General features: G+C 59.7%; 23 protein-coding genes. 12 read left to right on the top strand and 11 right to left on the bottom strand.

Annotation, left to right across the window (positions count from 1 at the left end; translation table 11 throughout):
• Positions 1–78: 78 nt before the first annotated feature.
• Both GC177_02705 and GC177_02710 read left to right on the top strand, forming a co-directional pair.
• On the top strand, positions 79–690 hold the full coding sequence (locus GC177_02705) for a hypothetical protein (protein ID MBI1274865.1): 612 nt from the start codon (positions 79–81) through the stop codon (positions 688–690).
• 66 nt (positions 691–756) lie between these two features.
• Positions 757–1299: a hypothetical protein gene (locus tag GC177_02710; GenBank protein ID MBI1274866.1), complete on the top strand. Its 543-nt coding sequence runs from the start codon at positions 757–759 to the stop codon at positions 1297–1299.
• A gap of 14 nt (positions 1300–1313) precedes the next feature.
• Here GC177_02710 and clpA read toward each other — a convergent pair whose 3' ends face one another.
• Complete coding sequence (clpA, locus tag GC177_02715; protein MBI1274867.1) at positions 1314–3701, bottom strand: ATP-dependent Clp protease ATP-binding subunit ClpA; 2388 nt, start codon at positions 3699–3701, stop codon at positions 1314–1316.
• A gap of 66 nt (positions 3702–3767) precedes the next feature.
• Entirely contained in the window at positions 3768–4136 is a 369-nt protein-coding gene (gene clpS / locus GC177_02720) for an ATP-dependent Clp protease adapter ClpS (protein MBI1274868.1), read from the bottom strand.
• Between the two features lie 330 nt (positions 4137–4466).
• Here clpS and GC177_02725 point away from each other — a divergent pair, with 330 nt between their 5' ends.
• Both GC177_02725 and GC177_02730 read left to right on the top strand, forming a co-directional pair.
• On the top strand, positions 4467–5774 hold the full coding sequence (locus GC177_02725) for a phosphopyruvate hydratase (protein MBI1274869.1): 1308 nt from the start codon (positions 4467–4469) through the stop codon (positions 5772–5774).
• A 122-nt stretch (positions 5775–5896) separates the two neighbouring features.
• Positions 5897–6307, top strand: a complete 411-nt coding sequence (locus GC177_02730) for a hypothetical protein (protein MBI1274870.1) — start codon at positions 5897–5899, stop codon at positions 6305–6307.
• Between the two features lie 245 nt (positions 6308–6552).
• Here GC177_02730 and GC177_02735 read toward each other — a convergent pair whose 3' ends face one another.
• From GC177_02735 to GC177_02755, 5 genes are all read right to left on the bottom strand, one after another.
• Entirely contained in the window at positions 6553–7344 is a 792-nt protein-coding gene (locus GC177_02735) for a prepilin-type N-terminal cleavage/methylation domain-containing protein (GenBank protein MBI1274871.1), read from the bottom strand.
• A gap of 141 nt (positions 7345–7485) precedes the next feature.
• On the bottom strand, positions 7486–8073 hold the full coding sequence (locus GC177_02740) for a DUF1013 domain-containing protein (protein ID MBI1274872.1): 588 nt from the start codon (positions 8071–8073) through the stop codon (positions 7486–7488).
• A gap of 10 nt (positions 8074–8083) precedes the next feature.
• Positions 8084–9082 carry a zinc-binding dehydrogenase gene (locus tag GC177_02745; GenBank protein ID MBI1274873.1) on the bottom strand — a complete coding sequence of 333 codons (999 nt, stop codon included), beginning with the start codon at positions 9080–9082 and terminating at the stop codon, positions 8084–8086.
• An 89-nt stretch (positions 9083–9171) separates the two neighbouring features.
• Positions 9172–9762: a hypothetical protein gene (locus GC177_02750; GenBank protein ID MBI1274874.1), complete on the bottom strand. Its 591-nt coding sequence runs from the start codon at positions 9760–9762 to the stop codon at positions 9172–9174.
• Between the two features lie 268 nt (positions 9763–10030).
• Entirely contained in the window at positions 10031–11047 is a 1017-nt protein-coding gene (locus tag GC177_02755; GenBank protein MBI1274875.1) for a SidA/IucD/PvdA family monooxygenase, read from the bottom strand.
• Positions 11048–11114: 67 nt separating this feature from the next.
• Between GC177_02755 and GC177_02760 the strand changes: the two genes are divergently transcribed.
• The 8 genes from GC177_02760 to GC177_02795 all read left to right on the top strand — a co-directional run bounded on the left by GC177_02760 (position 11115) and on the right by GC177_02795 (position 19121).
• Complete coding sequence (locus tag GC177_02760) at positions 11115–12641, top strand: 2,3-bisphosphoglycerate-independent phosphoglycerate mutase (GenBank protein ID MBI1274876.1); 1527 nt, start codon at positions 11115–11117, stop codon at positions 12639–12641.
• A 71-nt stretch (positions 12642–12712) separates the two neighbouring features.
• On the top strand, positions 12713–13888 hold the full coding sequence (locus GC177_02765) for a peptidoglycan DD-metalloendopeptidase family protein (GenBank protein ID MBI1274877.1): 1176 nt from the start codon (positions 12713–12715) through the stop codon (positions 13886–13888).
• 105 nt (positions 13889–13993) lie between these two features.
• Positions 13994–15424: a PDZ domain-containing protein gene (locus GC177_02770; GenBank protein ID MBI1274878.1), complete on the top strand. Its 1431-nt coding sequence runs from the start codon at positions 13994–13996 to the stop codon at positions 15422–15424.
• A 7-nt stretch (positions 15425–15431) separates the two neighbouring features.
• Positions 15432–16568 carry a hypothetical protein gene (locus GC177_02775; GenBank protein MBI1274879.1) on the top strand — a complete coding sequence of 379 codons (1137 nt, stop codon included), beginning with the start codon at positions 15432–15434 and terminating at the stop codon, positions 16566–16568.
• On the top strand, positions 16555–17076 hold the full coding sequence (locus GC177_02780) for an RNA pyrophosphohydrolase (GenBank protein ID MBI1274880.1): 522 nt from the start codon (positions 16555–16557) through the stop codon (positions 17074–17076). The genes GC177_02775 and GC177_02780 overlap by 14 nt, the downstream gene beginning before the upstream one ends.
• Before the next feature lie 2 nt (positions 17077–17078).
• Positions 17079–17408, top strand: a complete 330-nt coding sequence (locus GC177_02785) for a hypothetical protein (protein ID MBI1274881.1) — start codon at positions 17079–17081, stop codon at positions 17406–17408.
• A gap of 12 nt (positions 17409–17420) precedes the next feature.
• Complete coding sequence (gene folD / locus GC177_02790; GenBank protein MBI1274882.1) at positions 17421–18305, top strand: bifunctional methylenetetrahydrofolate dehydrogenase/methenyltetrahydrofolate cyclohydrolase FolD; 885 nt, start codon at positions 17421–17423, stop codon at positions 18303–18305.
• Complete coding sequence (locus GC177_02795; GenBank protein ID MBI1274883.1) at positions 18306–19121, top strand: hypothetical protein; 816 nt, start codon at positions 18306–18308, stop codon at positions 19119–19121.
• Here GC177_02795 and mltG read toward each other — a convergent pair whose 3' ends face one another.
• The 4 genes from mltG to fabG form a co-directional block, all read right to left on the bottom strand.
• Positions 19122–20168, bottom strand: coding sequence for an endolytic transglycosylase MltG (gene mltG / locus GC177_02800; GenBank protein ID MBI1274884.1), 1047 nt, complete (start codon positions 20166–20168; stop codon positions 19122–19124).
• Entirely contained in the window at positions 20140–21399 is a 1260-nt protein-coding gene (gene fabF, locus GC177_02805) for a beta-ketoacyl-ACP synthase II (protein ID MBI1274885.1), read from the bottom strand. The genes mltG and fabF overlap by 29 nt, the downstream gene beginning before the upstream one ends.
• 30 nt (positions 21400–21429) lie before the next feature.
• Complete coding sequence (locus tag GC177_02810) at positions 21430–21669, bottom strand: acyl carrier protein (GenBank protein ID MBI1274886.1); 240 nt, start codon at positions 21667–21669, stop codon at positions 21430–21432.
• 154 nt (positions 21670–21823) lie between these two features.
• On the bottom strand, positions 21824–22561 hold the full coding sequence (gene fabG, locus GC177_02815; protein ID MBI1274887.1) for a 3-oxoacyl-[acyl-carrier-protein] reductase: 738 nt from the start codon (positions 22559–22561) through the stop codon (positions 21824–21826).
• Between the last annotated feature and the right edge of the window lie 39 nt (positions 22562–22600).

The raw sequence follows: 22600 nt of genomic DNA on the forward strand, positions 1-22600 counted from the left end.
TTGAGCCTATCTTCGCCGTGATTTCATCAAATTATCACACACCGGCATTAAAACCCCTCACTGAAAAACGAGGGTTCCATGCAGGAAGACGATCAGAAACAAACAGCCATCGGCGTGCTGGCCAGGGCGTTCGGCCTGCCGGAAAGCCGTGTTCGCTTCGATGAAGAGATGCGCTGCCTGGAGCTGCTATACCCATTACCCGCCGGATCGGCGGATATTTCCAGAATGGGCAGGCTCATTCAGTACGACATCTGGTCCATCTACGATGCCTTTCTGCAAAAGCCGCTGGCCCGCCACGGTTTCAGGGAAGCTTTTCCCACCCGGCTTGATTCCGCCTACCGCGAGCCGCGCGCCTTTCGCGAATATGATTCCCTCACCCGCTATCCCAATGAGCCCGGCTATCAGGAAAGGCCATGCCCCAGCCTGGTGATGAAATGGCGCATGCCCGCGGGCAGGCTGGAAAAGATGATCGACGCCCTGTGCAGGATAAGCCTGGATGAAAAGCTGTTGGGCTCCATCACCCGGGCCAATTTTTCCCCCGAAGTGAGCTACGACGGCAGCGGGCGGCGTCTGTTAACGGATGCCCCCCTGCCGGAAGGCATCTCAACCGAGCAATATGCCAGCTTTGTGGATTTCATGGCCAATATGGATTTTACAGCGCTGGATGAATCCGGCCCCACACCGTACTGATCTGTTTCATCAAATTATCACAGAGGGTAAGTATAACCCTCCCCAGTCAGAAGATTGGACAGAACCATGACACGCATCGCACACGATGAGCAGGCTGCACGCACTCTCCTCGCCAGCATTTACGATATCGCCTGCGAACAGGTGACGGTGGACTGGGCCAATCATTCCATCGATCTGTCCTATCCCTATTGCAAAACGCCGAACCTGACGCGTGACGGCAATCGCTGGGTCGCCACCCTGCAGGATGATCCTTCCCAGGTGGTTAATCGCATGTACAATCTCTACACCCATACGGTGAAGGATGAGATGGAGGAGCAGGGCTTCTATTTCGAGGGCAGGCAACGGGTCACCCTGGTGGTGAGCGAGCCGAACGGGCTGGTATGGAACAAGCTGGTAAGGGAACATCCGGGCAGCAACGCCATCATGACCTACCGCTGGAAGTTCGCCGAAGCGCTGGAGCCCTTCATCCGTGGACTGGCGGCTATCCAGTGTGATCCGCTGCTTCAATCCATTGCCATGCAGAACAAACAGGCAACCGACTGCAGAATTTTTATCGATACGCTGCACATACCGGGCGCGGGCATAACTTCTTCAGCGCTCAGCAATTAAACGGGCATGGCTGACTAGGCCAGTTCCTCGTCTTCATCTTCCAGCTGCAGACTATCGGGCAGTTTTTTGTTGCCCTTGCCTTTGGCGACCACTTTTTCCGGGCGGTAGCTGAACGTCAGCTTGCTGCCCGCCTTATCCACGCCAATGGCCACATTGCCGCCTTTGGAAAGCTTGCCGAAGAGCACTTCATCCGCCAATGGCTTCTTGATCTCTTCCTGAATCAGGCGCGCCAGCGGGCGGGCACCGTTGCTGCGGTCGTAGCCATTGTCGCACAGGTAGTCGCGCGCCTTGGCCGTCAGCGTAATCGTGATGTTGCGCTCGGAAAGCTGTTCTTCCAGGCGGAAGATGAACTTGTTCACGATCATGCCCACCACCTCTTTCTCAAGGTGAGCAAAGCCGATGATCGCATCCAGGCGGTTGCGGAATTCCGGCGTGAACACACGCTGGATCGCCATCTGGTCCTCGCCCGCGCGGCTCACATCGCCAAAGCCGATCGGCGTTTTGCTGATTTCGGCCGCGCCTGCGTTACTGGTCATGATGATGATGGCATTGCGGAAATTCACGGTCTTGCCATTATTATCCGTCAGGCTGCCATAATCCATCACCTGCAGCAGGATGTTATAAATATCGGGGTGCGCTTTCTCGATCTCATCAAGCAGCAGCACGCAATAAGGCTGGCGGTCCACCGCCTCGGTCAGCAACCCGCCCTGTTCGAAACCCACATAACCGGGGGGGGAGCCGATCAGGCGCGCCACGGCATGCTTTTCCATATATTCGGACATATCGAAGCGAATCAGCTCCATGCCCATCAAATGCGCAAGCGCTTTGGCCACCTCGGTTTTGCCCACGCCTGTGGGGCCGGTGAACAGGTAATTGCCGATCGGTTTTTCCATTTCGCGTAAACCCGCACGCGCCATCTTCACGGCGCTGGCAAGTGCCTCGATGGCCTTATCCTGGCCGAACACGGTCAGCTTCAGGTCGCCTTCAAGGTTACGCAGTTTCTCTGCATCATCGGCAGAGACGGACTTGGCTGGCATCCGCGCAATTTTCGCCACAATATCCTCGATCTCCCTGACGCCGATCACCTTGCGGCGGCGGCTTTCCGGCAGCAGCATCTGCGATGCGCCAGCTTCATCCAGCACGTCGATGGCCTTGTCCGGCAATTTGCGGTCCGTGATGAAACGGGCGGAGAGGTTGGCGGCGGCTTCCACCGCGGCCAGCGTGTAACGGATCTGGTGATGCTCTTCGTAATAGGGCTTCAACCCGCGCAGGATCTTCACCGTATCGTCAACCGAAGGCTCCTTCACGTCGATCTTCTGGAAGCGGCGCGCCAATGCACGGTCCTTCTCAAAGCTCGTGCGGTATTCGCCATAAGTCGTGGAACCCATGCAGCGGAAATTGCCGCGTGCCAGCGCGGGCTTCAGCAGGTTGCCCGCATCCAGCGCACCGCCGCTGGTGGAACCAGCACCGATGACGGTATGAATTTCATCAATGAACAGAACAGCCTGCGGCAGCTTCTCCACCTCATGGATCACCTGCTTCATGCGTTCTTCAAAATCACCGCGGTAGCGCGTACCGGCCATCAACGCGCCCATATCAAGCGAGAAGATTACGGTCTTTTTCAGCACTTCCGGCACATTGTTTTTCACAATCCGCAGCGCCAGCCCTTCGGCGATGGCGGTTTTGCCCACGCCCGCTTCACCCACCAGCAGCGGGTTGTTTTTGCGGCGGCGGCAAAGGATCTGTATGGTGCGCTCGATCTCTTCCTCACGGCCAACCAGCACGTCGATACGGCCTTCGGCGGCGCGTTTATTGAGGTTCTGGCAATATTTCGCCAGCGCCGAGCTTTCCTCTTTTTCTTTCTCTTTCGCACCCGCATTGGCATTGCCCGCGCCCAGTTTGGCGGCAGCGGCGGCGGCCTGTTCGGGCGAGCCTTCCTCGTTGGCGGCAACGGGGGCAGGGCGCTCGGTATATTTCACGATGCCATGGCTGATATAGTTCACGATATCGATGCGTGCGATATCCTGCTCCTGCAGGAAATACACGGCATGGGAATCACGCTCGGAGAACAGCGCCACCAGCACGTTCGCACCCGTCACTTCGCGTTTGCCTGCGGATTGCACATGGATGGCGGCGCGATGGATCACGCGTTGAAAACCGGCGGTCGGCTTGGCTTCTGCCAGCTCATCCACCACCAGGTCGGTCAGTTCATTCTCTAAAAATTCGCACAGATTCTGACGGAGTTCGATCAGGCTGGCACCACAGCCGCGCAGCACCACGCCCGCGTCGGGGTCTTCGGTCAGCGCCAGCAGCAAATGCTCCAGCGTGGCATATTCATGGCGATACTGCCGTGCAATGGCCAGGGCCCGGTGCAGGGTCATCTCTAGGTTTTTCGACAGCATGGCCATAGCCTAACTCCTGGATATCAGATAGGTCTCCACGTCATGGATAAAAGGGGCTGGTAAAAATTAGCTTATCGCGGGCTTGGGCTCCGGTTCCACCACGCATTGCAGCGGGTGTCCCTGGCTTTGGGCCTTTTCGATGACGATCTCGGCCTTGGTTTCGGCGATGTCGCGGGTGTAAACCCCGCAAATGCCGCTGCCTAAATTATGGATGTCCAGCATGATGCGGGTGGCATCGGCCTGGCTGCGGTTGAAGACCTCCATCAGGGTGGTCACCACAAAATCCATCGGCGTGTAATCGTCATTTAGCATCACCACCTTGTACATCGGCGGGCGAACGGCCAGAACCTTGGTTCGTGTGGCCAGCTCTACCGCGCCGGATGCCACCACAAGTGGCGGTGCCGTCAGCGTGTCACTATCAGCGTCCTTATCCATGTCACAGATCAATGGGGAATCCCCCATGTAACCCATGATGCCGGATAACATTGAAAAATCGTTTAACACGAGCTTGCCAAAGCCTTAATTTCTGCGGTTTTTACGCGATAATGGCATTTTACGCCAAATGAGAACAGGTTTCAATTGGTTGATGAACCATATTATCCCTCACCCTGATAGGGAGAAGGGGGGATATGTAATGCATGGCAAGGCTGTAACCTTGCTCCCTTTCCCCTTGAGGGAGAGGGCTGGGGTGAGGGGGTATCTTCTTGACGCCATACCCATCTCCCCCTAGGTAATCCCTGAAGTTTCAGCAAAGGAATCAAACCCATGGTCGCCATCATCGACATCCGCGCGCGGGAAATCCTCGACAGCCGCGGCAACCCCACCGTGGAAGCGGACGTAACGCTGGAAGACGGCTCCTTCGGCCGCGCTGCCGTGCCGTCGGGCGCTTCCACCGGCAGCCATGAGGCCTGCGAACTGCGCGATGGCGACAAGAAACGCTACAACGGCAAAGGCGTGCTGAAGGCCGTCGAATCCGTCAATGGCGAGATCGCCGACGCCCTCACCGGGATGGAAGCCAGCGAGCAGGTGGCGCTGGATACCGCCATGATCAAGCTCGACGGCACCGCCAACAAATCCCGCCTCGGCGCCAACGCCATCCTGGCCGTTTCCCTTGCCGCCGCCCATGCCTCCGCCGAAAGCGCCGACCTGCCGCTTTACCAGTATATCGGCGGCTCACTCGCCCGCACCCTGCCGGTGCCGATGATGAACATCATCAATGGCGGTGCCCATGCCGACAACCCCATCGACATCCAGGAATTCATGATCATGCCCGTCGGCGCCAAAACCATGGCGGATTCCATCCGCATGGGTGCCGAAGTCTTCCACGCGCTGAAAAAACAACTGTCCGACAAGGGCCACAACACCAATGTCGGCGATGAGGGCGGCTTCGCCCCCAACCTCAAATCCGCTGACGAAGCCCTCGGCTTCATCAGCAAAGCCGTGGAATCCGCCGGTTACAAACCGGGTGACGACATCGTCTTCGCCCTCGATGCCGCCTCCACCGAATTTTACAAAAAAGGCAAATACGTGCTGGAAGGCGAGGGCAAGAGCCTCGATCAAGCCGGTATCGTGGCCTATTACGAAGCCCTCGTCGCCCGCTACCCCATCGTCTCCATCGAGGATGCCTGCTCCGAGGACGATCACGAAGGCTGGAAACTCATCACCGAGCGCCTCGGCAAACAAATCCAGCTCGTCGGCGATGATCTCTTCGTCACCAACCCCGCCATCCTGACCGCCGGCATCGAAAAAGGCCTGGCCAACGCCCTGCTGGTGAAAGTGAACCAGATCGGCACCCTGACGGAAACGCTCGAAGCCGTCGATATCGCCCACAAGGCGGGCTACCGCGCCGTTCTCTCCCATCGCTCCGGCGAAACGGAAGATTCCACGATTGCCGACATTGCCGTGGCCGTCAATTGTGGCCAGATCAAAACCGGCTCCCTCAGCCGTTCCGACCGTCTGGCCAAATACAATCGCCTGATCCGCATCGAGGAGTCCCTCGGCACGGCAGGCCGCTACGCGGGCCGCGGCGCCCTCAAGCTCGCCAAGGCCAAATCGGTCAAAAAAGCCGCCTAAGGTAGATTTTGTCATTCCCGGGCACGCATCGCGTGAACCGGGAATCCATGCATCATCCATCGTGACCTTGCCTCCCGGCTCCATTATAAAAGGTCGAAACCACGCTTCAGGGAGCGCCTCATATGACCACCCGCCGCCGAGTCTTCCGCAGCCGCCGAAGCAGCCGCATGAACTGGTGGGTGATGCTGGCCGCCCTGCTTGGGCTGGTGCTGGTAATCCTCGCCGTGCGTCTGGTGTTTGGCGATCGCGGCTTTCTCGCCCTGGTGCGCAAGCAGCATCAGGAGGCCGCCATCCAGACAGAAGCCGACACCGCCACCAAACAGCGGCTGGAAATGGACAGCAAGGTGAAGCTGCTTCAGGATGGCTCGCTCGACCTCGACATGCTGGAAGAGCAGGCCAAAAAGAACCTCGGCTACGCCCACCCTGATGAGCGCGTCATCCTCCTCAAGCCCGAATCCGAAGCCAAGGAAACCGCCCCCACCCCCGGCGACCCCGGCAAAAGCGCCGGCACCAGCCCCGGCGCGGATCACTAGGCCGTTCTGCCCTACAAAGCCCCACTCCTCACGAACGTCATTCCGGCGCAGGCCGGAATCCATTCATCTGTTCATTGAACAACAAGACCATTCCATAACACAACTTGTTCCGGCCCTGCGCCGGAATGACGAGCAAGATGCACGACGGAGCATTGACATTGCTATAGCAGCCGAACACACGCCGCGCGCTCTACAAACAAAAAGGGCCAGCCCGAAGGCTGGCCCTTAAACTTAGTGCACTCAGCTTAGTTCATGCGAACGCGCAGGGCGCATACTGGTTGGGTATACTGGGTGTTGTAATCATCCGCAGGGGTTACTGTGGTGCTGGTATCAGTATCCACCAGGCAGTTTGCAGCACCGGCGGCGCCTACAGTGGTCGGTGCGGCCATCGTGGCAGCGCCGACAGCTTGAGCAATACCCGTGAGAGGTTTGCTATCATCCATTTTATCATCCAGCACGAAAGCCTCGTCCGGAGCCAGCGTCAGACTGAATACGCCAGCAATCGTCGCGGCAGTGGCAGAGTTTGCGCCAACCAGATAGTTATTATAACCGTTCACAGCCAGAGCGATGATACCGCCACGGCCATGTTTGGATTGCGGAAAGTTGGTGCCAACGGTGGGGGAAGTTGCCGTCACAGCAGTAAAGGTTGTGGGCGACATATTTGCGCCGGACAGATGTACCCAGAAGTTTTCAATTTCGGCGTTATAGTTGGTAATGACGCCGGTACCATCTTGAATCAGACCGTTGCCGTTACCGTTAGCGCCTCCAAGACCGAAGGCCACGGCGCGGTTAATATCGCCCGGAATGGCATTGAACTTACCACGAAAGGTACTGACGGATGTATTCGTCTGCTCAATCTGACTGATAGTCGAACGCAGCTGGGCGGATTTAATGAGGTTTTGCCCCACCAATACCCCGCTGATGATCAGACCGATAATCACGAGTACGATGGATAATTCCACCAGTGTGAAGCCTTCTTGGCCGGCTTGGGCCTTAATAGGACGCGACTGCGTACGAGACATGGATTTCCCCTTCATGGTAAATGTCTATTAAACCTCACCCTACGCGCCATCCGTAAAGGAAAGGTAAAGATGAAACAAAATTGAAACAAATGTTTTTCAAGCACATAACAAAAAACCCCGCCGGAGCGGGGTTTTGAGGGGGCGCTCTAAAAAGCTTTATTCTTCAGAGGTTTGCTGGTCAACGCTTACGGCGGGCTCCAGGCGCAGGCGCGCCACCGTCTTATCCAAATCGATCTGGGTGCACAGCCCCAGCAGCACGGGGTCGCGCGGTTTGATGCTGCTCATGTTCCAGTGGCTGCGGTCGCGGATGGCCGCGATGGTGGATTTCGTCGTGCCGATCAGCTTGATGATCGCGCCATCGGTGATGGCCGGGTAATTCTTGATGAGCCATGCAATCGCATCCGGCTTGTCGCGGCGGCGCGCCACCGGGGTGTAACGGGTGCCTTTGGTTTTCAGCTGCAGGTATTCCACCGCGCCCTTGGCCATTTCCAGTTTCTTTTTCGGGTCTTTTTCGCAGGCCTCGATATTCTCGCGGGTCAGCTGGCCATTGGCGATCTGGTCCATGCCGATGATGCCCTGCGCGACTTCGCCATCGGCGATGCCCTGAACTTCCAGCGGGTGCATGGAGCAGAACTCGGCGATCTGGTCGAAGGAAAGGCCGGTATTTTCCACCAGCCACACGGCCGTTGCCTTGGGCATCAGCGGTGTGTTAAGGACGGGGGCTTTTTTCTGGGTGCTCGCCATGGCGTGCCTCTTAAACGGTAAGAATGATTTTTCCAGTGTTCGCATGCTGCCGGAGGATGGACAAAGCCCCATCGGCTTCGGCCAGTGGCATCACGCGGTCGATGACCGGCCTTATGCCAGATGAATGGCCATATGGCCAGTGATTTTCGCGAATAATCCGGGCCCAGGCCCGTTTTTGGGCGATTTTTTGCGCCCTGAGCATCATTCCCCGCCATTCCAGCTGCTTCACCAGCAGCCCGCCGAGCTTCAACTGGGCTTCCGCGCCCCCCTGCATGGCCAGCGTCACAATACGCCCGCCCGGTGCCGCCATGGCCATGTTATCCGCCGCCCGTTCCGCCCCCACCGTGTCGATGATCACATCCACGCCACGGCCGCCGGTCAGCTCTTTCACCGTTTCCGTCAGCTTTTGCGTGCGATGGTTAATGGGCAACACCCCCAGGCGTTTCAAGATGACGCATCGCTCATCTGATGAAGCCGTGCCGATCACCAGCGCCCCAAGCCGCAACGCCAACTGTGCCATAATGGGGCCAATGCCCCCCGCTGCGCCATAAATCAGCACCCTGTCGCCGCGCTTCAGTTTTCCTCCGGCCTTCAAGGCCATCCACCCCGTCATCAGCCCTTCGGGCAAACCCGCGGCCTCCTGCAGTTTAGCTTTAGAGGGCAGGGGGAACACCAGCCCTGCATCCGCCAGCGCATATTCCGCATAGGCCCCGCCATCCACCAGCGCCGCCACATACTGGCCGACCACGGCAGCATCCACACCCTTGCCAGTCGCTACCACCTGGCCGGAAAGCTCCAGCCCGGGAATCGGGCTCATGCCCGGCCTGAGTGGATAGGCTCCTTCCGCCTGATACAGATCCGCCCGGTTCACCCCGATTGCCGCCACCTTAATCAGCATTTCCCCCTTGCCCGGGCGCGGGGTGATGCAGCGCTCATGATGCAGGCTGCCATCGGGCTTGTCATGCGTCAGCCAGCCATGCATGCTGGTGGGGATGGAAGGTGTTCTCATAAGATTAGTATGAAACCCCGCCACTCAAAATACCATACAAAAAACCCTGCCGCGAAGGGCAGGGTTCCATGTCGCGATGCCACGCTAACCTAGGTCACCTCAGAGAGCGGCGGGAAGATACGCACATTCGTATGGCGCTCACCAAACAGGTAATCGCGCTGCAGCTTCTCGCGATGCTCAAACGTCGGCATCCCTTCGCCCGTCAGCACGATGGTGGAATAATCCGGCAGGTTGAAGGTCGGGCCCGCCAGCATCTTCTCACGCAGGTTTTCCAAGCGGTCGCCGCGCACGTTCACATAGGCGAAGTTACGGCCCTGGTTGTCGTCATAGCCCTGCATGTAAAGAATGCAGAATACCTTATCCATCACCATTTTCTCGCGATATTCGAGCTTCATCGGCCATTCGTTGCCGGGCTCCACGTCCAGATTGTCCGGCTCGGGCACTTCCTCGCCCATACGGCTCATCACCAGCTGGCCGCACATGGAGCTGGCCCGGTTGAGCTTGGAGGCGATGTTCTCAATCACTTCAAGGTCTTCCACACCGAAAATGGCGATGGTGCCGACCTTGAGAAAATCCACATTACCGATGCGGAAATCAGGCTGTTTCTTCGGGGCCGGTTTGGCTTCCCCGGTAACGCCGCCGCTTTTCTTGACGTTAGAGCTCCATTTGGGGCTGTTCATGCTCAGTCGTTCCTGCTGCAAATTTTTATCTGGTTACTTTGACGAAACAAGGCCTTGTGTCAACGCAATTCACCATGTTTTCTAACGGACGAGCGTTAACAATTCATGACAAAGCCGGCAAAACAACAAGCATTTCAGCGGTTCTTTATCTCCACCTCTCACCCGTCATTCCAGCGAAAGCTGGAATCCATACGGCGGTTCAACAATGACAGACCTTAAGGATGCGGCCACATGCTGGATTCCAGCTTTCGCTGGAATCCAGCCTCTATCAAGCCGCTAAACCACTAATTCCCTTGGTGGTGGAATATTCAAAATGCAGCACCTCACCCGGATAGGCCACCTCACGCGCTGCATGCGCCGCCATCGCGGCCTCTGAAAATCCACACAGGATCAGCTTCAGCTTGCCGGGATAATGCGCAATATCCCCAATGGCGAAAATACCCTTTTTGTTGGTCTCCAGCGTGGTCTGATTCACGCCGATATGGTGCTTTTCCAGGTTCAGCCCCCAATCCGCAATCGGCCCCAGCTCCATCGCCAGCCCGAAGAAGGGCAACAGCGCATCCGCTTCAAGCTTTCGGTCTTCACCTTCCAGCGTGCGCACAATCACGCTGGAAATCTGCGTACCGCTGCCTTCCAGCGCATGCAGTTGATAGGGCACCACCATTTCTACTTTGCCCGATTTGGTCAGCTCATCCAGGCGGGAGACCGATTCCGGCGCCGCGCGGAATTTCGGCCGCCGGTGCACCAGCTGCACGCTTTCCGCCAGCTCCGCCAGCGAAATGGCCCAGTCCACGGCGGAATCCCCGCCGCCCGCAATCACCACCCTCTTATCGCGAAACGCCTCACGGCTTTTCACCATGTAAAAGACGCTATGCCCTTCATATTGCTCAATACCTTCCATCGGCGGCCGGTTGGGGCCGAACGCCCCGCACCCTGCGGCAATGATCACCGCCTTGCTGGTGATGCTCACGCCTTTGCTGGTCGTCACCGTCCATTCGCCACTTGCCTCCTGCTTCAACCCCATCACCTGCTGTCCTAAGTGGTAGGTTGGGGCAAAAGGCGCAGCCTGCAATTCCAGCTGGTTGATCAGCTCGGCGGCATCAATCTTCGGATGGCCGGGAATGTCATAAATCGGCTTTTCCGGATAAAGCGCCGTGCACTGGCCGCCGGTAAAATCCAGCGTATCCACCACATGGCAGCGCATTTTCAGCATGCCTGCCTCAAAAATGGCGAACAGCCCGACCGGGCCCGCGCCGATGATGGTAATGTCAGTCGTATGATGCATAAGCCTTGTTCCTGAAGCGGACAATCCCTATACAACACCCATCCCGTAACGAACAATTCAAAAACATATGGCCATCCGACCCGTTGTTTTATGCATCCTGGACGGCTGGGGCTGTGCCGAGCCTTCGCCCCACAATGCGCCTTATCTGGCCAAAACGCCCAACCTGGATGCGCTAACCCCCGTCAGCCCCATGAGCAAACTGGCCACGTCTGGTTTAGCGGTTGGGTTGCCGGAAGGCCAGATGGGCAATTCCGAGGTCGGCCACATGAATATCGGCTGCGGTCGCGTGATGATGCAGGACCTCCCGCGCGTTGATAAAGCCGTGGAAGATGGCACCCTCAAAAACCACCCCGCGCTGGTCAAACTGGCGGACGACCTCCGCGCCAGCGGCAAGGCCTGCCATTTGATGGGTTTATTCTCCCCCGGCGGCGTTCATGCCCACATGGATCACATCATCGCACTCGCCGAATATCTGGACGAAGCGGGCGTCAACACCTGGCTCCACCTTGTCACCGATGGCCGCGACACCCCGCCGGAATCCGCACTCGATTACTGGCAGCAGGGCATGCTGCGTTTGGCCAACCTCAAACATCTGCGCATCGCCACCCTCATGGGCCGCTATTACGCCATGGACCGCGACAAACGCTGGGACCGCGTTGCAAAAGCCTACAACGCCATCGTGAGCGGGCAGGGTGAACCCGCCGCCGAACTCCCCGCCGCCATCCAGGCCAGCTATGATGCGGGTAAGCAGGACGAATTCATCCTCCCCGTCATCTTCGGCGGTTACGACGGCATGCAGGACGGCGACGCCTGGCTCTTCGCCAATTTCCGCGCCGACCGTGCCCGCCAGCTCTCTCATGCATTGCTGGACCCCGCCTTCGATGGCTTCCCCCGCGGCAAGCAGGTGAAATTCTCCCACTCGCTCGCCATGACGGAATATTCCAGCAAGCTCGCGCCCTTCTACAGCGTGCTGTTCCCCGCCGAAACCCCGAACGATTCCCTGGGCGAAATCGTCTCCCACGCGGGCCTCAAGCAGCTCCGCATCGCCGAGACGGAAAAATACCCCCACGTCACCTTCTTCTTCAACGGCGGGCGTGAGGAACTGTTCGAAGGCGAAGACCGCATCCTCGTCCCATCCCCCCAGGTCGCCACCTACGACCTCCAGCCCGAAATGTCCGCCCCCGAAGTGACGGACAAACTCACCGCCGCCATCGAAAGCGGCCAATATGCCTTGCTTGTCGTCAACTATGCCAACCCCGACATGGTTGGCCACACCGGCAATCTCCCCGCTGCCATCAAGGCTGTGGAAGCCGTTGATGCCTGTATCGGCCGTATCGCCGAATCCGTGGAAAAAGCAGGCGGCGTCATGCTCATCACCGCCGACCACGGTAACGTGGAAAAAATGCATGACCACGATACCGGCCAGGCCCACACCGCCCACACCACCGGCCCCGTGCCGCTGATGCTGGTCGGCAGCAAAGGGCAGGGGCTGAAGCTGAAGGACGGCGCCCTGGCCGACATCGCGCCCACCATCTTAAAGCTCATGGGTCTCTCCCAGCCGAAGGTCATGACGGGCTCGTCGCTTCTCGTTTAACACCATATAATGTGTTCACATCCCCGGAAACTGCTCTATGATGCGGCGGCAACCCCATCCTTTCCAGGTTCATGAAGCAACCCGCCTTTGCCACTGCCTTGCTGATGTGCGCAGCCATGGCCATGCCCGGCCCTGCATGGGCGATTGACCGTTTCACGCTGGAGCGCGTGCAAAATGAGATTCAGACCAAGCAGAAGAACCAGGAGGAACTGGAGGCCAAGGCCAGTAAGCTCGGGCATGAAATGGACAGCCTGCGCGGCACCCTCACCAAAATGGCCGACAAGATTCAGCGCATCGAGCGACGCCTGAGCGATACGGAAAAGGAACTCGGCGCCATCGATGCCGAAACGGCCGACCGCGAGCGCGACCTCGCCACCCGCAGCGCCCAGCTGGAAGAAAGCCTTGCCGCCATGCTGCGTTTCTCCCAGGTGCCGCCGGAGGCCTGGGTGGCCTTGCCCGGCAATGCGGACGACGCCGTACGCTCGGCCATCCTGCTCGGCCATGTCACCGGCGGCTTGCAGGAAGAGGCCAACCAGTTAAGGGAAAAGATCCGCATCCTCGGGGAACTCCGCCAGCAGCGGCAGATCCTTCAAGCCACGCTGGAAGAGGAACGCAAGGAACTGCTCGCCGGCCAGACGGAAATGGCCGAGAAAATTCAGCAGCGCCAGCAGATGCATGCCGAGCTGGACAAGGGCATCGAAAGCACCGGCAAGGAACTGAAGCAGCTTTCCTCCAAAGCCAAAGACCTGAGCGAGCTTCTGGCCGCCATCACCAAACGCGAGGCGGCGCAGGCCAAAAACATCGCCCCCGGCAAGCGCCGCAACGCCGCGCCGGAAGTGAATGAGCCCGAAACCGCGAGCGTCAACCTGCCAAAAGGCGGGCTTCGTCTGCCCGCGCAGGGCAAGCTGGTTTCTGGCTTCGGCGCCAAGGGGGATGACGGCATGCCGCAAAAAGGCATCCGCATCGCCACCCGTCCCGGCGCGCAGGTGGTTTCTCCCATGAAAGGGGAGGTGGTCTATACCGGCCCCTTCATGGGTTACGGCAACATTATCATTATCCGCCATACGGATGAGATGCACACCCTCATTGCGGGCCTGGGGCAGATTCAGGCCGCCGTCGGGCAGAAGCTCATGGCGGGCGAACCGATCGGCAAGATGAAGAATGCGGATAGCGGTTTGACAAAGCTCTACATGGAACTTAGAAAAAATGCCAAGCCGGTGGATCCATCGCCGTGGCTGTCCAGTTAACGTGTACCCATAAGGTCTCCTTACATGCATGCATCCAACCGTCCGCTTGCAACATCCCGAAAAGCCTCACGTTTTCTGACGGTCGCCGTATCGGCCATCGCGCTGATGGGGGGTGTTTCCTGCGCCCATGCCGCGGCCGAACCTGCCGCCGCCAAACCCAAGAACACCAAGGAAACCTTCGCGCTTCTCCAGCTTTTTGGCGATGTCTATGAGCGCGTGAAGGAAGATTACGTGGAAGACGTGCCGGATGAAAAGCTCGTCCATTCCGCCATCAACGGCATGCTAACCTCGCTGGACCCCCATTCCAGCTTCCTGGATAAAGAGGGCTTCAAGGACATCCAGGTACAGACCAAAGGCGAATTCGGCGGCCTCGGCATCGAGGTGACAATGGAAAACGGCCTGGTGAAAGTGGTCTCCCCGATCGACGACACCCCCGCTGCCAAAGTAGGCATCAAAGCGCAGGATTACATCAGCCACATCGACAACGAGCCCGTGATGGGCCTCACGCTTTCCGACGCGGTCGAAAAAATGCGCGGCAAGGTTGGCAGCAAGGTGAAGCTCACCGTGCTGCGCGAAGGCGCCGACAAACCGCTCGATTTCGAACTCACCCGCGCGGTCATCAAAATCCAGTCCGTCCGCTCCCGCCGCGAGGGCGATGTGGCCTATATCCGCGTCACCTCCTTCTCCGAGCAGGCCACCAGCGGCACGGAGGAAGCCTTCGAGAAACTGAAAAAGGAAATCGGCCCCGACAAGATTCGCGGCGTGGTGCTTGATCTGCGCAACAACCCCGGCGGTCTTCTGGATCAGGCCATCGGCCTGTCCGACCTTTTCCTGGAAAAAGGCGAGGTCGTCTCCACCCGTGGCCGCACGGAAGACAGCAACAAGCGCTTCTTCGCGCGTGAGGGCGATATCACGGGTGGCCTGCCCATCGTGGTGCTCGTCAACGGCGGTTCGGCTTCGGCGTCCGAGATTGTTTCCGGCGCATTGCAGGATCACAAGCGTGCTGTCATCATGGGCACCAAGAGCTTCGGCAAGGGCTCCGTGCAGACGGTCATCCCCATTCCCAACCATGGCGCCATCCGCCTGACCACCTCGCGCTATTACACGCCGTCTGGCCGTTCCATCCAGGCCGAGGGCATCCAGCCGGATATCATCGTGGAACCTTCCAAGGTCGTCCCGCTGGAGCAGCTCGACATGCGCTCCGAGGCAGATCTGCCCAACCACCTGAGCAAACCGAAAGAGATGCTCGAAAAAGCCAAGCAGATGATGGAAAAGGCCAAGGATGCCATGCCCGGCAAGGACGAGGCCAAGCCTGAAAACGGTGAAGTGAGCAAGGACAAGAAAGACCCGCTGAAAACGGATAACAAGAGCGAGGTGAAGCCCGCCAACGCCAGCGAGGATGATTACCAGCTGCAGCGCGCGCTGGATTTCATTACCGGCGTGTCCTTCTACAAAACCTTCACCAGCAGCGAAAAACCATCCGTGAAACCGGAACCCGCCAAGGACGCAGCCGCCAAACCCGCAACCGCGAAGTAGGGCCTAAATGAGCAAACCGCGCATCCGGCTTGCAACACTGACATGGGGAACGGCGGCGGCGCTGCTGGGCACCATTCTGGCGCTGGAGGGTGCGTGGTTTTACCTCACCAGGGATAACGAGGAGGCGCGCTCCTTCTCCGCCAGCCAGCGCGTGGTTTACGACATCAAAAGCGGCATATATATGCGCTCGCTGGAAAAAACCGCCGAGGCTGCTTCCGTGCCGCCTGCCGAGCATGCGGCCGCAGCAAAACCGGAGGGGCACGCCGCTGCCGCGCCGGAAGCGCATGCGGAACATGCCGCCGCGCCCGCGTCGGCTGCCGCCGCGCCTCCTGTCGCGCATGCTGCGCCGGGTTTTTCCAACCCCGATCACAAGCCCGAGCTGGCGGTGGTTCTGGTTGGCCTCGGCCTGAGCCAGAGCTCCACCGACCTGGCCATGAGCGCCTTGCCCTCGCAAATCGGCCTGTCCTTCTCCCCTTACGCGCCAGACCTGCGCGGCTGGGTGGAACAGGCGAAGGACAAGGGGTTTGAAGTGTTTATCGACCTGCCGATGGAGCCCGACGATTACCCCATCACCGATCCCGGCCCCCGCGCGCTGTTGACCGCTCAGGATGAAGCGACCGCCAAGGCCCGCATCGAATGGCTCGGCGCGCGCAGCAACATGGCCATCGGCTTCACCACGCCGGTGTCGGAAAAATTCATGGACCACCGGGAGTCGGTTTCCAGGCTCTACAAGAACCTTCAGGGTGGCCATGCGCTGCTGGTGCGCAGCGAACCCGGCATGACCGAGGCCATGCGCGTGGCGGGCAACGCCTATCATTACAACGCGCTCCAGGCCGATATTGTGCTGGATGAGACCATCACGCGCGAAGCCATCGAAAACCAGTTGAACGCCGCCATCCAGCAGGCAAAATCGGCCGGACGCGCCGTGGTGGTCGCCCGGCCTTATCCGCTGACGGTCAAGGAACTGGAAGGACTCGGCAAGCGGCTTGAGAAGGAAGGCGTGCTGCTGGCGCCCGTCAGTGCGGCCAACCAGGTGACGCTAGCCCAGCCCGCTTCCGCCGAGGTTCCTCCGGCTGAACCGGCCACGGCTGCTGCCGCATCCGTGGCCCCGGCGGAAGAAAGCCCCGCCCATGAAACCCATTAAACAATCCGTGTCATTGCCCGCGCCGAAGCCGGGTTACCGCCCTTGTGCGGGCATCATGCTCTACAATGATCGCGGCCAGGTATTCGCCGGTCAGCGCATCGACACCACCGCCGAGGCCTGGCAGATGCCGCAGGGAGGGATCGATCCCGGTGAAACGGGTATCCAGGCCGCTTGGCGGGAGCTGGGAGAGGAGGCCGGCACCGACAAGGCGGAGCTGATGGCCGTCAGCGACGAGTGGTTTTATTACGACCTCCCTGCGGACCTGCAGAAGAAACTCTGGGGTGGCAAATTTCTCGGCCAGGCGCAGCAATGGTTTCTCTTCCGCTTCACCGGAACGGATGGCGACATCAACATCGCCACCGCGCATCCCGAGTTCCGCGCCTGGCAATGGGTGGACCCGGCACGCTTGCCTGAACTCATCGTTCCGTTTAAGAGACCGATCTACGATCAGGTAATGGCGCATTTCGGCCATTTACTGCCTTCCTTTACCGCCGCTGCCAAAGGCTGACCATGACTGCTATCCTCAACCGTTCCCGTTTAGACGAAGTCACCAGTGGCGACAAAGGCCTTCGCGCTACCTTGACGGAGCTTTACTGCCAGACGCTTGAGCGCTGCGTGACCGAGCTGAAATCCATCGCCCATGGTGGCAAAAACACAGACGCATGGTATAATGCCGCGCATGAGCTCAAAGGCGCCTCCGGCAACGTCGGCGCCGAGGAAATGGCTGATCTGTGCCGTCGCATGGAACATGCCGCGCCTGAAAGCTGGCCGGAAGCCCTGGAAGAACTGGAAGACGCCACCGAAGCCGTGCAATCGGCATTTCACATGCTGGATGAGTAACCGATCATGATCATGAAGCCCATCGCCCATAGCCCCCATGTGAACCTCATCGACGGCCGCGATGCCGCCGCCAGATTGCGCGAATCCCTCAAGCCCGAGATCGAGCGCCTGAAGGCTGCGGGCGTCACCCCCGGCCTCGCCGTGGTGCTGGTGGGGGAAAACCCGGCAAGCCAGGTCTATGTAAAGAACAAAGTTGAGCAAACCAAACAGCTGGGCATGCATTCCATTGAGCACCGCCTGAGCGATTCCACCTCGCAGGAGGAACTACTCGCACTGGTCAACAGGCTGAACAACGACCCCGCCATCCACGGCATCCTCGTGCAGCTTCCCCTGCCCAAACAGATCAGCGAAGCCGCCGTGTTGGCCGCCATCCATCCGGATAAGGATGTGGACGGCTTTCACGTGGTCAATGCCGGCCAGCTGGCCGTGGGCGAGCCGCGCCTGGTGCCCTGCACGCCGCTCGGCTGCATCCATCTGCTGAAAGGTCTGGGCATCAACCTGCGCGGCCTGCATGCGGTGGTGATCGGCCGTTCCAACATCGTCGGCAAGCCGATGGCGCAATTGCTGCTGCAGGAAGACTGCACGGTGACCATCGTCCATTCCCGCACGCCGAGCCCCGAACTGCTGGTGAAACAGGCCGACATCGTCGTGGCCGCCGTCGGCAAACCCCGCATGGTGAAGGCCGACTGGCTGAAACCCGGCGCCATCGTCATCGATGTCGGCATCAACCGCATTGAAGAGAATGGCGAGAAAAAGATCGTCGGCGATGTCGATTTTGCCGAGGCCCAGTTCGTCGCCTCCGCCATCACGCCCGTGCCGGGCGGGGTAGGGCCCATGACCATTGCCTGCCTGCTGGCCAACACGGTGAAGGCCGCCGCGCTTCAGCACGGGCTTTAGATGAGCAGCCCCCTGGATCTGGAGGCCTTCTTCGATACCGGCGCCAATCCCATCGCCGCCTCCAGTCCCTACACCGTGAATATCGACATCACGGATTTCGACTACAAACTCCGGCGCCTTTATCCGGAGTTCGACTATCTTCGCCAGAACCTGTCTCTGGCATATCTCATCAAAGGCCTGCTGGCCCAGCACACCTGGCAGGACGCAGAAGACCTGCAATCCTATGTCGAGGAATTCTGCACCTCGCTCAGCTTTGCCCAGATGCAGCAGCTCCATGACGGCATGGCCTTGATCATGGCGCTTAAACGCGAATGCCATCACGGCGATATGAAACACTGGGAAGCTCTCTGCCGGGCCGCGTTTCCGGCCCCGCTCGCGCCGCCGCCCGGTCATCGGCAAAGCGAGCTCCTGCCTGGTCTTTCCCTTCCGCCGGAAGCCATGGTCATGGTGGATGGCTGGGTAGGCACCCGTCGCCGGGAGATAGAGGAGATCGACGAGCGCACCCTTTGGGGTGAACAATTGATGGCCGCGCTGGACCTGCCGGATATGCTCGTGCATCTGGAGCACGCCGACGCCCCCGACACTCTTGACCTGGTATTCTATCTGCCCAGGACGCAGGCGGATGCCCTGAGGCAGGCGGTTGATGCCACCCTCTCCGGCATCTCCGCCGCTGAGCTTGAATATCTGGATACAGCGGCGGACCCTAATTACGACTGGGCCGAAATGAGCCATTACGTGCTGCGCACCACGCGCGATGCGTTGCTGCAATGGGAAGCCGCGCGCAGCGCCGCCGCGCCCCCGGAGGCCGAGCGCTGATCAGCGCGCGGGCGCTTCCGGCCCCTTGTTGGCCGGGCCTTTCTTCAGCGCGCGGTAATCCGCCACATTCTTGTTATGGTCGTTCAGTGTGGCGGAAAAACGGTGCCCGCCCAGACCATCGGCCACAAAATAGAGCTCACCGGCCGTCAGCGCATCCGGCGCGGGGTGAAGCGCCGCATCAATGGAGGCCTTACCCGGGTTGGCGATCGGCCCCGGTGGCAGGCCTGGGTTCAGGTAGGTATTGTAGGGATGCGGCACCTGCAGGTCCGCCAGCGTCAGCGGGCGCCCCAATTCCTGCTTGCCTTCCGTCAGGGCGTAAATCACCGTCGGGTCCGTCTGCAGCGGCATGCCTTGCTTCAGGCGGTTATAGAACACGGCCGCCACGCGCGGGCGCTCATCCGGGCGTCCCGTTTCCTTCTCGATCAGCGAGGCCATCACCACCAGTTGGTCCGGCCCGGTCAGGGGCACGTCCACCGGCTTTTCATCCCAGGCCTTCGCGACATACTCCTTCATGCCCTTCTGCATGGCCTCCACGATGGAAGCCCGGCTGTCGCCGCGTGTATAATGGTAGGTCTCCGGCATCAGGCTGCCTTCCGGCAGGCTGGCGGGCGCATCGCCGGTCAAAAACGGTTCCCGTGCCAGACGCGCCAGAATCTGCGCGCTGGTCTGTCCTTCGGGCACCGTGAATTTGCGGATAATCACCTCGCCCCTGGCGAATTTTTCCAACATGCCCAACGGGGAAATGGGGGCAGGAAAAGCATATTCCCCGGCCTTGAGTTTTTGTTTCGTCAGCCGTTGATAAGCTCCCGCCGTCAGCCGGAAACAGGGCTCGCAGCGCACCATGCCTGCCTCGGCCAGCTGCGCGGCCATGTGGCGGCTTCCGGAATGCCGGTCGATAAGGATGCTGTCACTCGTGGCGCCGGTGGGCGTAACCGCATCCCACCAAAGGGCCTCCAGCCCCACGCCGCCAAGCAATGCCAGGTAAATGATTGCCCAGAACAGCCGGGCCAAAGGGGATTTACGCCGCTTTGAAAATGACAGTTGCATTGGTACCGCCGAAACCGAAGGAATTGGAAAGGGCCGCGCGCACGGTGCGCTTCTTGGCCTTCAGGGGTACCAGGTCGATGCCGCCGCATTCGTCGGACGGATCTTCCAGATTGAGCGTCGGCGGCACAATCTGGTCGCGAATCGCCAGGATGGAATAAATCGCTTCCACCGCGCCCGCAGCGCCGAGCAAATGCCCGATCGAGGATTTGGTCGATGACATGGACACATTGCCCACCGCATCGCCCATCAGGCGCTTGACGGCCAGCAGCTCGATCTCGTCGCCTTTCGGCGTGGAGGTGCCGTGTGCGTTGATATAGTCGATATCTTCCGGCTTCATGCCCGCGCGGTTCAGCGCCATCTGCATGGAGCGGAATGCGCCGTCGCCTTCCGGCGAAGGAGCGGTGAGGTGATAGGCATCGCCGGACATCCCGTAGCCCACCACTTCGGCATAAATTTTCGCGCCGCGTTTTTTCGCGTGCTCATATTCCTCCAGCACCACCACGCCGGAACCTTCGCCCATCACGAACCCGTCGCGGCCTTTGTCCCATGGGCGGGAGGCCTTCTCCGGCGTATCGTTGTAGCTGGTGGAAAGCGCGCGGGCGGAAGCGAAACCGGCAATGCCCACGGGGCAGATGGCGGCTTCGGCGCCACCGGCAACCATCACATCCGCATCGCCCCACATGATGATGCGCGCGGCGTCGCCAATGGCATGCGCGCCGGTGGAGCAGGCGGTCACGGCCGAATGGTTCGGGCCTTTGAAGCCGAACTCGATCGACACGAAACCCGATGTCAGGTTGATGAGCGCGGATGGAATGAAGAACGGGCTCACCCGGCGGGGGCCGCGTTCCTTGCAGATCAGCGACGTCTCTTCGATATTCGGCAATCCGCCGATGCCGGATCCGATCATGACGCCCGTGCGGCAGCGGTCTTCCTCCGTCTGGGGAACCCAGGCGGAATCCTTCACGGCCTGCTTGGCGGCCGTCATGGCGAAGACGATGAAATTACCCATTTTCCGGCGGTCGGATGCGGGCACCCAGTCGTCGGCGATGAAGGCTCCCTCGCCGGTGGTCGGCACCTGGCCGGCCACCTTGGCGGGGATATCCGTCGTATCAAAATAGGTAATCGGCCCCAGGCCGGATTTCCCGGCGAGCAGGTTTTTCCAGTTCACGTCAACCCCGCAGCCAAGCGGCGTTACGAGCCCTATACCTGTCACCACTACACGGCGCGTCATGCGTCGATCCTGATTCGCGTTAAAGCGCTGTTAGGCGTTGGCATGTTCGCTGATGAAGGACACAGCGTCGCCAACGGTTTGGATTTTCTCGGCGGCATCGTCCGGAATCTCGCAGCCGAACTCTTCTTCGAACGCCATCACCAGTTCCACGGTGTCGAGGCTGTCCGCGCCCAGGTCATCGATGAAGCTGGCATCGGTTTTCACTTTGGCTTCATCCACGCCCAGATGTTCCACAACGATCTTGCGTACGCGGGCTTCGATATCACTCATGTTCAACTCCTTGGTTATTTGTAGGCTAGTCGGTAAGTTAAATAGTCTAAATCTTTTTCAGCTCGCCGGGCACGCCCAGTCAAATTAAGCTGCCCCTTTTAGCCGCACTGATTGCACAAATCAATAGCGGTTTACGAAGGGTTAATGCCATCCCTTACGGCATCAACAAACCGCCATTAATATGAAGGGTTTGGCCGGTTACATAGGCGGCTTCCTTGGATGCCAAGTATACCACCCCGCTGGCGATATCCGCCACATCGCCCATGCGGCCGGCCGGAATATTCTGCGTAATGCGCGTCTGCTGCTCTTCATTGAGCTTATCCGTCATGGCGGTGGCAATAAAGCCCGGCGCCACCGCGTTGGCGGTAATGCCGCGGCTGGCCATTTCCTGCGCAATCGCTTTGGTGAAGCCGATAAGCCCGGCCTTGGCCGCCACATAATTGGCCTGGCCCGGGTTGCCCATCACCCCGACGACGGATGCCATGGTGATGATACGGCCGAACCGGCGCTTCATCATGTGTTTGCTCAACGCGCGGCAGAGTTTGAAGGTGGAGGTGAGGTTGACCGCGATCACCTGGTCCCAGTCCTCGTCCTTCATGCGCATCAGCAGCCCGTCGCGCGTAATGCCCGCATTCGCCACCAGAATATCCACCTGGCCGAGCGCGCTTTCGGCCTCTTCGGCCAGTTTCGCCGGGGCCTCGGGGTCGTTCAGGTTGGCGACGATCGCCACGGAATTACCGCCAATCTCCGCGCACAGCGCATCCAGCACCTCCTTGCGTGTGCTGCTCACCGCCACGCGCGCGCCTTGCGCCGCCAGGGCTTTCGCCACGCTGGCGCCAATGCCGCCGCTCGCGCCGGTCACCAGTGCATTCATGCCGCTAAGGTCGAACATCCAAGCCCCCTCACATTCCTTTGCTGGGGCACGCCATTA

Source organism: bacterium, assembly GCA_016124905.1.
GTDB lineage: Bacteria > Pseudomonadota > Alphaproteobacteria > Rickettsiales > RI-342 > RI-342.

Excerpts from the sequence above, each read along its gene's own strand:
- GC177_02705 (MBI1274865.1), top strand. The coding sequence starts at position 79 with ATGCAGGAAGACGATCAGAAACAAACAGCCATCGGCGTGCTGGCCAGG.
- GC177_02710 (MBI1274866.1), top strand. The coding sequence starts at position 757 with ATGACACGCATCGCACACGATGAGCAGGCTGCACGCACTCTCCTCGCC.
- clpA (MBI1274867.1), bottom strand. The coding sequence starts at position 3,701 with ATGCTGTCGAAAAACCTAGAGATGACCCTGCACCGGGCCCTGGCCATT.
- clpS (MBI1274868.1), bottom strand. The coding sequence starts at position 4,136 with ATGGATAAGGACGCTGATAGTGACACGCTGACGGCACCGCCACTTGTG.
- GC177_02725 (MBI1274869.1), top strand. The coding sequence starts at position 4,467 with ATGGTCGCCATCATCGACATCCGCGCGCGGGAAATCCTCGACAGCCGC.
- GC177_02730 (MBI1274870.1), top strand. The coding sequence starts at position 5,897 with ATGACCACCCGCCGCCGAGTCTTCCGCAGCCGCCGAAGCAGCCGCATG.
- GC177_02735 (MBI1274871.1), bottom strand. The coding sequence starts at position 7,344 with ATGAAGGGGAAATCCATGTCTCGTACGCAGTCGCGTCCTATTAAGGCC.
- GC177_02740 (MBI1274872.1), bottom strand. The coding sequence starts at position 8,073 with ATGGCGAGCACCCAGAAAAAAGCCCCCGTCCTTAACACACCGCTGATG.
- GC177_02745 (MBI1274873.1), bottom strand. The coding sequence starts at position 9,082 with ATGAGAACACCTTCCATCCCCACCAGCATGCATGGCTGGCTGACGCAT.
- GC177_02750 (MBI1274874.1), bottom strand. The coding sequence starts at position 9,762 with ATGAACAGCCCCAAATGGAGCTCTAACGTCAAGAAAAGCGGCGGCGTT.
- GC177_02755 (MBI1274875.1), bottom strand. The coding sequence starts at position 11,047 with ATGCATCATACGACTGACATTACCATCATCGGCGCGGGCCCGGTCGGG.
- GC177_02760 (MBI1274876.1), top strand. The coding sequence starts at position 11,115 with ATGGCCATCCGACCCGTTGTTTTATGCATCCTGGACGGCTGGGGCTGT.
- GC177_02765 (MBI1274877.1), top strand. The coding sequence starts at position 12,713 with ATGAAGCAACCCGCCTTTGCCACTGCCTTGCTGATGTGCGCAGCCATG.
- GC177_02770 (MBI1274878.1), top strand. The coding sequence starts at position 13,994 with ATGGGGGGTGTTTCCTGCGCCCATGCCGCGGCCGAACCTGCCGCCGCC.
- GC177_02775 (MBI1274879.1), top strand. The coding sequence starts at position 15,432 with ATGAGCAAACCGCGCATCCGGCTTGCAACACTGACATGGGGAACGGCG.
- GC177_02780 (MBI1274880.1), top strand. The coding sequence starts at position 16,555 with ATGAAACCCATTAAACAATCCGTGTCATTGCCCGCGCCGAAGCCGGGT.
- GC177_02785 (MBI1274881.1), top strand. The coding sequence starts at position 17,079 with ATGACTGCTATCCTCAACCGTTCCCGTTTAGACGAAGTCACCAGTGGC.
- folD (MBI1274882.1), top strand. The coding sequence starts at position 17,421 with ATGAAGCCCATCGCCCATAGCCCCCATGTGAACCTCATCGACGGCCGC.
- GC177_02795 (MBI1274883.1), top strand. The coding sequence starts at position 18,306 with ATGAGCAGCCCCCTGGATCTGGAGGCCTTCTTCGATACCGGCGCCAAT.
- mltG (MBI1274884.1), bottom strand. The coding sequence starts at position 20,168 with ATGCAACTGTCATTTTCAAAGCGGCGTAAATCCCCTTTGGCCCGGCTG.
- fabF (MBI1274885.1), bottom strand. The coding sequence starts at position 21,399 with ATGACGCGCCGTGTAGTGGTGACAGGTATAGGGCTCGTAACGCCGCTT.
- GC177_02810 (MBI1274886.1), bottom strand. The coding sequence starts at position 21,669 with ATGAGTGATATCGAAGCCCGCGTACGCAAGATCGTTGTGGAACATCTG.
- fabG (MBI1274887.1), bottom strand. The coding sequence starts at position 22,561 with ATGTTCGACCTTAGCGGCATGAATGCACTGGTGACCGGCGCGAGCGGC.